At 68.8% G+C, this 11,473-nt stretch carries 12 protein-coding genes and 1 riboswitch; of the genes, 3 read left to right on the forward strand and 9 right to left on the reverse strand.

Translation table 11 applies throughout. The features are described 5' to 3' along the window. Positions 1 to 110: 110 nt before the first annotated feature. A complete protein-coding gene (locus CXQ96_RS09275; RefSeq protein WP_104117768.1) occupies positions 111 to 341 on the forward strand; it encodes an RNA-binding S4 domain-containing protein in 231 nt (76 codons plus the stop codon). 89 nt (positions 342 to 430) lie between these two features. On the opposite strand, the gene CXQ96_RS09280 is transcribed toward CXQ96_RS09275, so the two are convergent. Further along, a complete protein-coding gene (locus tag CXQ96_RS09280; protein ID WP_104117769.1) occupies positions 431 to 1,111 on the reverse strand; it encodes an alpha/beta hydrolase in 681 nt (226 codons plus the stop codon). 229 nt (positions 1,112 to 1,340) lie between these two features. Here CXQ96_RS09280 and CXQ96_RS09285 point away from each other — a divergent pair, with 229 nt between their 5' ends. Beyond that, on the forward strand, positions 1,341 to 2,159 hold the full coding sequence (locus tag CXQ96_RS09285) for an SGNH/GDSL hydrolase family protein (RefSeq protein WP_104117923.1): 819 nt from the start codon (positions 1,341 to 1,343) through the stop codon (positions 2,157 to 2,159). A 219-nt stretch (positions 2,160 to 2,378) separates the two neighbouring features. On the opposite strand, the gene CXQ96_RS09290 is transcribed toward CXQ96_RS09285, so the two are convergent. The 3 genes from CXQ96_RS09290 to CXQ96_RS09300 form a co-directional block, all read right to left on the reverse strand. After that, positions 2,379 to 2,621 carry a hypothetical protein gene (locus CXQ96_RS09290; RefSeq protein WP_104117770.1) on the reverse strand — a complete coding sequence of 81 codons (243 nt, stop codon included), beginning with the start codon at positions 2,619 to 2,621 and terminating at the stop codon, positions 2,379 to 2,381. Between the two features lie 129 nt (positions 2,622 to 2,750). Further along, positions 2,751 to 3,869 carry a homoserine O-acetyltransferase gene (locus tag CXQ96_RS09295; RefSeq protein ID WP_104117924.1) on the reverse strand — a complete coding sequence of 373 codons (1,119 nt, stop codon included), beginning with the start codon at positions 3,867 to 3,869 and terminating at the stop codon, positions 2,751 to 2,753. Positions 3,870 to 3,899: 30 nt separating this feature from the next. Continuing rightward, positions 3,900 to 5,216, reverse strand: coding sequence for a bifunctional o-acetylhomoserine/o-acetylserine sulfhydrylase (locus tag CXQ96_RS09300; protein ID WP_104117771.1), 1,317 nt, complete (start codon positions 5,214 to 5,216; stop codon positions 3,900 to 3,902). A gap of 82 nt (positions 5,217 to 5,298) precedes the next feature. Beyond that, a riboswitch (SAM riboswitch) is annotated at positions 5,299 to 5,416 on the reverse strand. Positions 5,417 to 5,540: 124 nt separating this feature from the next. Here CXQ96_RS09300 and CXQ96_RS09305 point away from each other — a divergent pair. Then, entirely contained in the window at positions 5,541 to 6,182 is a 642-nt protein-coding gene (locus CXQ96_RS09305; RefSeq protein WP_104117772.1) for a VOC family protein, read from the forward strand. A gap of 60 nt (positions 6,183 to 6,242) precedes the next feature. Here the strand turns inward: CXQ96_RS09305 and CXQ96_RS09310 are convergent, their stop codons facing one another. The 5 genes from CXQ96_RS09310 to CXQ96_RS09330 all read right to left on the reverse strand — a co-directional run bounded on the left by CXQ96_RS09310 (position 6,243) and on the right by CXQ96_RS09330 (position 11,445). Next, positions 6,243 to 6,530 carry a DUF1540 domain-containing protein gene (locus CXQ96_RS09310; RefSeq protein ID WP_104117773.1) on the reverse strand — a complete coding sequence of 96 codons (288 nt, stop codon included), beginning with the start codon at positions 6,528 to 6,530 and terminating at the stop codon, positions 6,243 to 6,245. A 141-nt stretch (positions 6,531 to 6,671) separates the two neighbouring features. Further along, positions 6,672 to 7,445 carry a CPBP family intramembrane glutamic endopeptidase gene (locus CXQ96_RS09315; protein WP_104117925.1) on the reverse strand — a complete coding sequence of 258 codons (774 nt, stop codon included), beginning with the start codon at positions 7,443 to 7,445 and terminating at the stop codon, positions 6,672 to 6,674. 81 nt (positions 7,446 to 7,526) lie between these two features. Continuing rightward, positions 7,527 to 8,729: an imidazolonepropionase gene (gene hutI, locus CXQ96_RS09320; RefSeq protein WP_104117774.1), complete on the reverse strand. Its 1,203-nt coding sequence runs from the start codon at positions 8,727 to 8,729 to the stop codon at positions 7,527 to 7,529. After that, positions 8,729 to 10,207, reverse strand: coding sequence for a formimidoylglutamate deiminase (locus CXQ96_RS09325; protein WP_104117926.1), 1,479 nt, complete (start codon positions 10,205 to 10,207; stop codon positions 8,729 to 8,731). The genes hutI and CXQ96_RS09325 overlap by 1 nt, the downstream gene beginning before the upstream one ends. A gap of 20 nt (positions 10,208 to 10,227) precedes the next feature. Then, positions 10,228 to 11,445, reverse strand: a complete 1,218-nt coding sequence (locus CXQ96_RS09330) for an allantoate amidohydrolase (protein WP_104117775.1) — start codon at positions 11,443 to 11,445, stop codon at positions 10,228 to 10,230. Between the last annotated feature and the right edge of the window lie 28 nt (positions 11,446 to 11,473).

Here is an 11,473-nt window from a genome sequence, read left to right on the forward strand (position 1 = left end):
TCAGACATCTCCACTAAGCCCGGAGGTTCTCCCCTTTCACAAGACCGGAAACGCCACCAACCTCATGGCCGGGTACACCTAGTGCGGCAGCATCCGGCATGATGGACTGCATGACCGACGACGCATCCATCGCAGAGCTGCCCATCCGGGACGACATGATCCGCCTCGGGCAGTTGCTGAAGCTCGCCTCCCTCGCCGAGGACGGCGTCGAGGCCAAGAACCTGATCGACAACGGACTGGTGCAGGTGAACGGGGAGATCGAGGAACGCCGCGGACGGCAGTTGCACCCCGGGGACACCATCAGCGTCAACGGCGAGACCGTGCGCATCACGCAGGGCTAGTACCCGGAGGGCAGCGACCCTCGGGCAGCACCCTCGCGGGTAGGACCGCACGCGTCGAGCGCTTCAGGCGTCGAGCAGGCGTCGAGCGCTCAGCGACGGCCGAGAACCGTCATGCTGAGGAACTCCCGAACATGCGCAAGTTCCTGCAGATTGATGCTGTGGAACATGTTCGGGTAGAGGATCTTCGTGAGCTTCGTGTGCTTGGTGAGCCAGGCGTGCGTGAACTCGATCATCTCCGGGGTGATCACCTCGTCTGCCTGGTCGCGGCCCCAGAAGAACTGGGCGGGCGCTTCCGCAGCTTCCTCGTCACGGAAGAAGGCGTGGCCTTCGGACGGCACGGCGAACCCTGACAGGCCGACAACGCAGGCGAAGTCGGACGGCCGATGGCGCAGGAGCGAGGTCGCAACCGCCATACCCTGCGAGAAACCCAGGAGGCTGACGCTGGTGTGGGCGCTGCGGAGGGTATCGAGCCACTGCACGACGGCGGTGGCGCTCTCCACGACGCGCTCCACGGAGTAATCGGTCTCACGGGAGAGCGGGAACCACGAGAAGCCCGGCCCTGCGGGCTGAGGGGCGCGCACCGATGCCACGGTGAAGTCCGCCGGGAGGTGGTCGGTGAGCCCCATGAGGTCCTCCTCGTTGGCCATGTACCCGTGGAACAGGACCAGCAGGGGCGTACCCTCGCGTTCGGACTCGGGCTTCGACCACAGGACGACGGGGTCCCAGGAACGGGTGGAGGGCGCAGCTGTGCCGCGGGCGGATTCGGTCATGACACCATTTTGGCATGGTGCAGTCTGCACCCTGCCCCGGAGATCGCGCCACGGCGCCTCGTCCCGAAGATGGATCCGGAGCCGCGCGCCAGCCGCAGCCGGCGGGCGCGACCGCGGGGACCGGAGTCGCTGGCCCCATCGGCACGGGGCCTGAAAGAATGCCCGGGTGAGCCCAACGGATGCCCCATCGCCTCTGCCCGACGCTGCCGATCCCCTCGTCAACGGGCCGATGATCGACCCGAGCCTCGTGTCCGAGCCCCACCCCTGGCATCGGTACGCCGCCCTCGGGGACTCCTTCACGGAAGGTATCGGGGACCCCGACCCGGAAAGCGTCGGTGGAAATCGTGGCTGGGCAGACCGCGTTGCGGAGGAATTGGCCCGCGGGCAGGCGGACTTCGCCTACGCGAACCTGGCGGTCCGCGGCCGCCTGCTGCAGCAGATCATCGACCAGCAGGTCGAGCCGGCCCTCGCCCTCCAACCGGACCTCGTCACGATCAGCGCGGGCGGGAACGACCTCCTACGGCCCGGCGGGGATCCCGACCTCCTCGCGGACAAGCTCGACGCCGTCGTCGACACCTTCGCCGCCTCCGGAGCGACTGTCGTCCTGTTCACCGGTCCGGACGTCCGGGAGACCGTCCTCGGCAGCATCCGGTCGAAGACCGCGATCTTCAACGAGAACCTCCGCACGGTTGCCGCCCGTCACGAGGCGGTGATCGCCGACATGTGGGCGCTGCGGCAGCTCATGGACCCGCAGATGTGGTCCTCGGACCGGTTGCACTTCTCACCACTCGGCCACCACACAATAGCGGCGATGGTGCTGGACACCCTCGCCGTGCGCCACACCCTCGAGCCGCTGCATCCGAAGGAGCGTCCAGTACGCTCCTGGCGCACCGCTCGCGCGGAGGACCTGGTGTGGGCTCGCGAATATTTCGTGCCGTGGGTCCTGCGCCGCCTGCGCCACCAGTCCTCGGGCGACGGCGTCGTCGCGAAGCGCCTCGAGGCGGGGCCGATCTTCGGCCCGGGCATGCCGCCGGGGGCATCGGACTGACGAGTCCCGATCGCGAGCGAGTCCCGATCGCGAGCCGCGGGGCCGGCGAGGGACCGAGGTCGTGGCGCGACGTCGAGCCCCGCGTTCTGCTGCTCAGGACTGCCATGAGTTACAGGGAATTCGCGGAATGACAGGAATGACAGAAATGACAGGAATGACCGGTGAGCGCCATGCCCACCGGTCACTTCTGTCACGATTCAGTGATCGAACCCGCCGCGCTCAGCTCTCCAGGTCGACGTCGCCGTTCGCTACCGCGTCCGCGCAGGCGCTGAGGTCCGGTCCGGGCTTGAAGTCGACGAACTGCGGCTGCAGCTTCTGGAACAGGAACTCGTAGATCTCGTCGCGGGACTTGCCCTGCATCGTCTCGACGGCCTCGCGGACCGCTCCCTGCAGGGCGCGATCGGAATCGAGCAGGATCTTGTCGCGTGCTTCCTGGTTCCAGCCAATGGTGCTCAGTTCCATGAACAGCTCCTCTTCATCTCACGCCGGTGAGTCCGGGGGCGTTGTACCTCGAACGTGCCTGCAGACCATCAGTAAGCAGGCTTAGCTCCCAGCCTAGGTGCCCGCCGCTGGAATCCCAACCGGTATCTGTTACACCGCGTAGAGGGTGGCGCGCAGCTGCGCGTCGAGCTGATGGATCTGCGTGAGGAACGCGTCATGGCCCACCGGCGAGGAGATCGTGTGAACCGGGACATCCCCGGGCAGTCCATCAGCCAGCCGCTGCGACTGCTCCGGGAAGTACAGCCGGTCCGAGTCCACGGCGGCGATGAAGAACTCCGACGTGGCGCCCCGCAGCGCAGCGTCGAGGCTCCCCCGGTCGCGTGCGGCGTCGTGGCTCATGAGCGCCTCCGTCAGGACGACGTAGCTGTTGGCGTCGAAACGCTCCACGAGCTTGTCCGCCTGGTGGTCGAGGTAGCTCTCCACCTGATAGCGCCCTCGATCGGCGGGCAGGACGGCCCCGAGGGGCTGCTCGGCGTCCTGCTCCGCCCGACCGAAGCGCGCTTCCAGTTCATGTTCCGAACGGTAGGTGATGTGCGCGATCCGCCGGGCGAGTCCGAGGCCCGCGTCCGGATGCGGGCCGTCGTAGTAGTCGCCGCCGCGATACGCGGGGTCGAGGCGGATGGCTTGCAGCTGCGCCTGGGCGAACGCTATCTGTTCGGCCGAGCTGGCGGCAGTGCAGGCGATGACCGCGCACCGTTCCACGCGCTGCGGATACATCAAAGCCCATTCGAGTGCGCGCGCCCCTCCCATCGAGCCCCCGAGCACCGAGTGCCAGCGGCCGATACCGAGCTGGTCGGCGAGCAGGCTCTCGGCGCGGACGGAATCCCGGATGGTGACGAAGGGGAAGCGCGAGCCCCAGGGCGTACCGTCGGGAGCGAGGCTGGCCGGCCCCGTCGAGCCGTAGCAGCCTCCCAGCATGTTGACGGACACCACGAAGTAATGATCGGTATCCACCGGACACCCGGGTCCGACGAGCGCATCCCACCAGCCCTCCTCCTCCGACGAGCCCCGGGCGACGTGCGAGCTGCCGGTCAGGGCATGCTGCACGAGTACCGCATTGGAGCCGTCCCTGTTCAACCTGCCCCAGGTTTCGAAGGCGAGCTGGACGTCCGGCAGCTCACCTCCGGTCTCGAGTGCCAGCGGACCGATCGAGCCGATGCGCAGGAGCCCGTCCCCCGCGGGGGCCGCGGCGTCGAATCCGGAATGCAGTGGAGCAGGAGGGTAGGTGGTCACGAAGGGTCAGGCTTCTTTCGCAGCGCGGAAACCGGCGTCGAGGTCGGCGAGGATGTCGGCGACGTTCTCGAGGCCGACGGACAGCCGGACGAGCCCCGGCCGGACGCCCGCGGTGAGTTGCGCTTCTGCCCCCAGCTGGCTGTGCGTCGTCGACGCGGGATGGATCACGAGCGAGCGGACGTCGCCGACATTCGCGACATGCGAGTGGAGCTCGAGGCCGTCCACGAAGCGTTTGCCGGCCTCGAGGCCTCCGACGATGTCGAAGCTGACGATGGCGCCGGTACCGATTCGGCCGTACTTCCTGCCGCGTTCGTACCAGGGGCTCGAGGGGAGACCCGCGTAGGAGACACGCTCGACGTCGTCGTGCGCCTCGAGCCACTCGGCGACGGCCTGGGCGTTCTGCACGTGCCGTTCGACACGCAGGCTGAGGGTCTCGAGCCCTTGCGCGATGAGGAAGGCGTTGAACGGGGACACGGACGCCCCGAGGTCCCGGAGCAGCTGGACGCGCGCCTTGAGGATGTACGCGAGGTTGGCTCCGAGGGCGCTGCCGACGCCGAGATCACGCGCGTAGACGAGTCCGTGGTAGCTCTCGTCGGGGGTGTTGAAGCCGGGGAACCGCTCCGGGTGCTGCGCGAAGTCGAAGTTGCCCGAATCGACGATCACGCCCGCGATGGCGTTGCCGTGCCCGCCGAGATACTTCGTGGCCGAGTGCACGACGATGTCGGCTCCCCACTCGATGGGCCGGATCAGGTACGGCGTGGACAGGGTGTTGTCCACGACCAGGGGCAGTCCGTGCTCATGCGCAACGGCACTGATGCCCTCGAGGTCGAGGACGTCCTGCCGCGGGTTCGAGACGACCTCGCCGAAGAAGAGCTTCGTGTTGGGCCGGATGGCGTCCCGCCACTGCTGCAGGTTGTCGGGATCCTCCACGAAGGTGGTCTCGATACCGAACTTCTTCAGGGTGTGCTTGAAGAGGTTGTAGGTGCCCCCGTAGAGGCTCGGGCTCGCCACGATGTGGTCTCCCGCCTCGGCGATGTTGAGCACCGCGAAGGTTTCGGCGGCCTGTCCGGAGGCGAGGAGCAGTGCTCCGACTCCGCCCTCGAGGCTGGCGATCCTCGTCTCGACCGCTTCCTGGGTCGGGTTGCCGATGCGCGTGTAGATGGGCGCCAATTCGGTCAGCGAGAAACGGTTCGCCGCACTCTCGGCGCTCGGGAAGACGAACGACGACGTCTGATAGATGGGCAGCGCGCGCGCTCCCGTCGCTGCATCCGGCACCTGGCCGGCGTGGATCTGGCGTGTCTCAAAGGACCAATCGTTGGACATGGTGCTCCCTAGTCGATAGGGGCTCCGCGTGGTCCGATGCTCCGGCCGGTGGACACCGCTCCAGGAGACCGGACCCCGGAGGAGCCCGCGCTTGCACGGCGCCATTGGCGACGCCGAGCCTGGTCCTCACCCGGGGCACCCCACCGCGGTTGGAGGGTTGCCGGCCAGCAAGCCGGGGCTTCGTGCTGGCACTCATGACCTGCACTCATGAAAACCCATCGGGGCCGATCCGGCAACCCGTATGACCTTGCGTGAAGTGGACCGCCAGAAGGGGTAAGGCGAGCCTAAGTCGAGACGTTCATCACTTAGTGCCAAAATGTCGGCATGCGCCTGGACCACGTTTCATATGCCTGCGAACCCGATGGACTTGCCGCGACGGCCGACCGGATCTCGGCCAAGCTCGGCATGGAGGCCGTGAAGGGCGGCGTTCACCCCCGCTTCGGCACCCGCAACATGATCTTCCCTCTGGCGAACGGCCAGTACCTGGAGGTCGTCGAGGTTCTCAACCACCCGGCGTCGGACAAGGCTCCGTTCGGTCAGGCAGTCCGGGCCCGCTCCGAGGCCGGCGGCGGATGGATGGGCTGGTGTGTTGCCGTCGACGACCTCGGTCCGTTCGAGGAGCGCCTCGGCCGCAGTGCGGTACCGGGCAACCGCAAGTTCCCCGACGGCCAGGAACTCACGTGGCAGCAGATCGGCATCAAGGGGTTGATCGCGGACCCGCAGGTGCCCTACCTCCTCCGCTGGGACGAGGGCACCGAGCCCCTCCACCCCTCGAAGGCGCGCCCAGCTTCCGTGAAGCTGGATTGCCTGACGATCGCCGGATCCTCGGAACGCGTCACCGAATGGCTCGGCACCGACGTCGAGGAGACGCTCGACGGTGTGCAGGTGCAGTGGATCGCTCCGAACGGTACGCCGGGCATCATGTCCGTGACCTTCGAGACCGGAGAAGGCCGCATCGAGATCTGATGGGGTAGAAACGGAAAAAGGGGGCCGGACGTCGTCCGGCCCCCTTTCGTCTTCTTCTGCTCAGGCGTGGGTGTAGGTCAGGCAGTCGGCCGCTTCGGCACCCGGGCCCACCTTGACCGCAGGGGCGCTGCACAGCAGGTCGTGGTTGAAGCTGCACTCGGAGCGCTGGCAGGCACCGACGTGCGCGAGCATCTTGGGTAGGCCCCCGCTGATGGAGGTGTCGATGAAGGTTGCGCAGGACGCGTGCTCCTCGCTTCCCGACACCGTGATGGCGACGGCGGTGCAGCCGTCGTGATTGAACGAGCAGTTGTGGACACTGCACTCAGAGACACTGGTGACGACGCTCATGATTCCTCCTGGCCGGTCCGGTGCAGCCCCGGTCGAAGCCGCCGATATCCCGAATGAATTCACGCTAGCACCGCAATTGTCGATTAATTTAGTCATGATCAGCGTCCGCAATAAGCAGAGGTAAGGCTTATCCGGCCGCATTCATCCGCCAATTCCGATGGCGGGTCCGAGCAGCGCGAATCCGACGAATCCCGTGGTGTCGATCAGGGCGTGGGCTATCACGAGCGGCATGACACGACGGGTCCGGGTGTAGAAGAAAGCGAAGAGGAGCCCCATCAGCACATTCCCGATGAAGGGCCCGAATCCCTGGTAGAGGTGGTAGCTGCCCCTCACCAGCGAACTGGTGAGGATGATCGCGGGAGTTGACCAGCCGAGCTCCCGCAGACGGATGAAAAGGTAGCCCACCACGATGACCTCCTCGAGCACCGCATGCCGGACCGCGGAGAGGATCAGCACAGGAACCGTCCACCAGTAGGCGTCGAGCGCGGCGGGCACCAGTGCCGTCGTGATCCCGAGCGCGCGGCCACCGGCGTACACACCCAGAGTGCCGACGCCGATCACCGCCGCCAAGCCGACCCCGAAACCGACGGTACGCAGCGGTCGCTCGAACGTGAGACCGAGTCGGCGGAACGCCGAGGCACCCTGCCCGCTGAGCAGGAACAGCACCAGCGCCACCGGGACCAGCGCGAAGAAGATCCCCAGCAGCTGGTAGGTGAGATCGAAGTACTGCCGGTCGTTGAGGACCGGATTGAGTGTGGTGGTCTGCCCGGCGAGCGGCCCCCGCGTCAGCTTCTCCGCCAGGTTGACGATGGCGTACACCCCGGACTGGCCGAGGGACAGACCGAGTACGATCAGCAGCTCCGCCGTGATGCGGCGTCTCGATGCGGGAGCATCCGCACGGCCAGGATCTGCCATGGACGACGCGGAGGATGCAGGCATGGCGCTATCCTCCCAGCGGCCGACGGTGATTCCCAGTCGCCGCACTGGGCGGCCTTCCTACCTGACCCTGGTGCCGGCCTTCCAGACCGCGTGGACGAGGGGCATGCCGGGGCGATAGGCCAGATGGGTCGCCGACGGCGCGTTGAGCACCTGCAGGTCCGCGCGGTGCCCGACGGCCAGCGATCCGACGGCGCGACGCCCGTCGACGTCATCCCCCGTGTGCCGCCGCAGTGCCAGCGCTCCCCCGAAGGTGGCGGCCCTGACCGCCTCGTGCACGGTCAGCCCCATCTGCAGGACAGCCGTGGCGACGCAGAATGCCATCGAACTCGTATAGGACGTGCCGGGATTGCAGTTGCTCGCGAGGGCGAGGTGCACGCCGGCGTCGAGCAGCTGCCGGGCAGGCGGGAACGGCTGGCGTGTGGAGAGATCGCAGGCGGGCAGGCAGGTCGCGACGGTTCCGGGTGCACCGTCCTCGGCGAATGCTCCCCACGTGGCCGCGAGCGCGCGGACGTCGCCGTCGGACAGGTGGTTGACGTGATCGACGCTGGCGGCGCCGAACTCGACCGCGAGTGCGACTCCCTCGCCCTGCCCCAGCTGGTTGCCGTGCACCCGCAGGCCGAGGCCGGTAGCCGAGCAGGCAGCGAGGACGCGTCGGGACTGCTCTGCCGTGAACGCACCGGTTTCGCAGAAGACGTCGGCCCAGCGCACGTACGGGCGGACGGCGTCGAGCATGGGACCGCAGACCAGGTCGGTGTAGTCGTCGGGGTCCCATCCGCTCGGCACGAGGTGCGCTCCGAGGAACGTGACCTCGTCGACGGCGCCGGCCGCGAGGCGCGCGCTGCGCTCCTCGTGCAGGACGTCGAGCCCGTAGCCCGTCTTGGTCTCCAGATAGGTGGTTCCGCCGGCGGCGGCCTCGGCGACGCGGGCCAGCAGGAGCCGCATGAGGTCGTAGTCGTTCGCAGCGCGGGTCGCGTCGACGGTCGCCGCGATCCCGCCCGCGGCATACGACTCCCCCGCCATGCGCGCCTCGAACTCGCCCGTGCGGTCGCCGGCGAACACGAGGTGCGTGTGGCTGTCCACCCAGCCCGGCAGGCCGGCGCGACCACCGGCATCATAGGCCTCGTCGGCCGCGGGAGCGTTCGCCGCGGAACCGATCCAGCTGATGCGTTCGCCTTCGAGGACCACCGCTGCGTTCCGCAGCACCGCATGCTCGCTGTCCTGGGTCATGAGTTCGCCGATGTTGGTGATGAGCAGGGACATCAGTGCCGCTCCCAGGGCTGCGTGTAGTTCTCGGAGGCGCGCGGCCCGTTCATCGCGTTCGTGGCTGTGTCCAGCCGGTCGATGGCCGCTACCAGCAGTCGGGCGGGGTCGCCCAGCGTGACGTGGACGCCGTCATGCGCCACCAGGATGCCACCGACGACGACACCCGTGACGTCCTGTCCGGTCGCCGTGTAGGCGAGCTGCTCCCAGGAGGATCCTGCCGTGCGCGCGCTGTGCGGGTCGACGGCCATGAAGTCGGCGGGACAGCCGGGACTGAAGCCTGCGCCGCGGCGTCCCTGCGCTGCCGCTCCTCCGAGCGCGGCGATGCCGTGCAGCCCTTCCGGATCGAAGTGGCCCCGCCGCCCGGTGCGCAGGCGCTCACCGTGCTCGAGCGCCCGCATCTCGAGCCACGGGTCGACGACGGCGTGCTGGTCGGTGCCGAGGGCGAGCCTCGCTCCCGCCCGCTGGAACTCGCCCGCCGGGCCGATGCCGTCCGCCAGGTCGGCCTCGGTGGTGGGACAGAGGACGACGACGGAACGGGCGTCCGCGAGGAGGGCGACGTCGCGTTCGCTGACATGCGTCGCATGCACTGCGGACAGTCGCTCGCTCACGAGCCCGTGATGGTCGAGCAACCCGGCCGGGGTGCGGCCGGTGGCGCGGAGGCAGTCCTCATTCTCCGCGGGCTGCTCGGAGAGGTGGACGTGCAGGGGCAGCTCCGTCGGCAGATGCTGTCCGATCACCGCGAGGTCCTCCTCCGGCACGGCACGCACGGAGTGGATGGCCGCACCGAGGGACACCTGGTGGTCGGGGTACAGGGAGGAGATCGTGGAGCGGAGCGAAGCGAGACGTTCGAGCCACGCGGCCGCGGTGCCGTCCGAGAAGCGACGCTGCCCGTCCTGCAGGGGCGTGCCGAATCCCCCGGCCAGGTAGCAGGTATCGAGCAGCGTCAGGCGGATGCCGGCACGGACGGCTGCACGCGCGAGCGCCAGTTCCATGGCATGGGGCTCCCCGGCGCCGGCTCCGTCACCGATTCCGTAGGGCGTGCCGTCCGGCTGGTGGTGCACGTAGTGGAACTCGGCGACGCTCGTCCAGCCCACGGTGACCATCTCGGCGTAGACGGCGGTGGCCAGCTCCTCGTAGAGCTCCGGGGTCAGCGCCCCCGCCGCTCGATACATCGTGTCCCGCCAGGTCCAGAACGTGCCGCCGCGGTCGTGGGTGCGGCCCCGCAGAGCACGGTGGAACGCGTGGGAGTGGGCATTCGCAGCGGCAGGGAACGCGACGCCCCGGAGGACGACGTCGCCGTCCTGGGCCGGCACGCCCGGCAGGACGCCGACCACGGTTCCGTCGGCGTCGATCTCGACCCGCACGGCGTCGCACACGCCCTCCGCCTCCAGCCACGCGTACTCGCACCAGACGGCCCGAGCCACCGCGCCGGTGCCGCCGCCTGTGCCGTGGATGCCGCGACGTGCGGACGCCATGCCCGCCTCCGTCGGTCCGGTCACAGCAGGTCTTCGAGGACGTCGGCGAGCGCAACCGCTCCCGCGTCGGCGTCGTCGCGCTCCACGAACTCCTCGGGCGAGTGGCTGATGCCGGTCGGGTTGCGGACGAAGAGCATGGCGGTCGGCGCGATGGCACCGAGGATGCCCGCGTCGTGCCCGGCGCCCGTGGGCAGCGTGGGAGTACCGGGGAAGGAGCGACCGAGTGCGTTGCCCAGGGTCCGCTGCAGCGCACCGTCGAAGTGGACCGTGCTGCTCCGTGACTCCTCCGTCAGGGTGGCGCGGCACCCCTCGAACGCGCAGATCTTCTGCGCCTGGCCGTGGATCTTCTCGATGAGCGACGCCGTCACGGCGTCCTCCTCATGGCGGACGTCGAGCCACAGATCCACGCGCGAGGCGATGACGTTCGTGCCACCGGGCACGGGCTGCAGCCGCCCGACGGTGGCACGCGCACCGTCCTGCTCGGCGGCGATCTTCCGCGCGGCGAGGACCACCTGGGCTGCAGCGATCATCGGGTCCGCGCGGTCCGCCATGAGCGTGGTTCCCGCGTGGTTGCCCTGGCCGGTGATGGACAGGCGCCAGCGCCCGTGCCCCAGCATCGTGGAGCCGATCGCAACGGCGGAGTCGAGGTCGATCAGCCCGCGTCCCTGCTCCACGTGCAGTTCGACGAAGTCGCCGATGTGCCGGATGGCTTCCTCGTCACGGCCGAGATGCTGCGGATCGATGCCGGCGGCCTGCGCCGCCTCGGCGAACGTCGCGCCGTCGACGTCCCTGAGTGAGCGGACGTGGTCCGGGTCGAGCGTCCCGGTGAGCAGGCGCGAACCGAGGCAGGACACCCCGAACCTCGACCCTTCCTCCTCGGGGAAGACGGCGACGGCGAGCGAGCGCTGCGGTTCGAGGCCACGCTCGCGCAGGAGGTCGACGGCGACGAGGGCCGATGCGACGCCGAGGGGGCCGTCGAACGCCCCGCCACCGGGCACCGAGTCGAGGTGGCTGCCGGTGACGAGGGCGCCGTCGCGGCTGGAGGTCGCGTCCCACCAGGCCCACAGGACGCCGTTGCGGTCGGTCTCCACGGAGAGTCCGCGGGCACCGGCCTCTGCGGAGAACCACTCACGCAGCGACAGCTCCGCGCCGGTGTAGACACCGCGGGAGTAACCACCGCGGACCGCATCGCGGCCGACGTCGCTGATGCTGTCGAGGACTGAGGATACGGTCTGCACTTCGGTACCTTCCGGTGGTGGGTCTTCG

The organism is Arthrobacter sp. B1805, from assembly GCF_002929745.1.
Taxonomy (GTDB): Bacteria; Actinomycetota; Actinomycetes; order Actinomycetales; family Micrococcaceae; genus Arthrobacter_D.

What these genes read in the sequence shown, in the direction of transcription:
- CXQ96_RS09275 (WP_104117768.1), top strand. Translation starts at nt 111, where the DNA reads ATGACCGACGACGCATCCATCGCAGAGCTGCCCATCCGGGACGACATG.
- CXQ96_RS09280 (WP_104117769.1), bottom strand. Translation starts at nt 1,111, where the DNA reads ATGACCGAATCCGCCCGCGGCACAGCTGCGCCCTCCACCCGTTCCTGG.
- CXQ96_RS09285 (WP_104117923.1), top strand. Translation starts at nt 1,341, where the DNA reads ATGATCGACCCGAGCCTCGTGTCCGAGCCCCACCCCTGGCATCGGTAC.
- CXQ96_RS09290 (WP_104117770.1), bottom strand. Translation starts at nt 2,621, where the DNA reads ATGGAACTGAGCACCATTGGCTGGAACCAGGAAGCACGCGACAAGATC.
- CXQ96_RS09300 (WP_104117771.1), bottom strand. Translation starts at nt 5,216, where the DNA reads ATGTCCAACGATTGGTCCTTTGAGACACGCCAGATCCACGCCGGCCAG.
- CXQ96_RS09305 (WP_104117772.1), top strand. Translation starts at nt 5,541, where the DNA reads ATGCGCCTGGACCACGTTTCATATGCCTGCGAACCCGATGGACTTGCC.
- CXQ96_RS09310 (WP_104117773.1), bottom strand. Translation starts at nt 6,530, where the DNA reads ATGAGCGTCGTCACCAGTGTCTCTGAGTGCAGTGTCCACAACTGCTCG.
- CXQ96_RS09315 (WP_104117925.1), bottom strand. Translation starts at nt 7,445, where the DNA reads ATGGCAGATCCTGGCCGTGCGGATGCTCCCGCATCGAGACGCCGCATC.
- hutI (WP_104117774.1), bottom strand. Translation starts at nt 8,729, where the DNA reads ATGTCCCTGCTCATCACCAACATCGGCGAACTCATGACCCAGGACAGC.
- CXQ96_RS09325 (WP_104117926.1), bottom strand. Translation starts at nt 10,207, where the DNA reads ATGGCGTCCGCACGTCGCGGCATCCACGGCACAGGCGGCGGCACCGGC.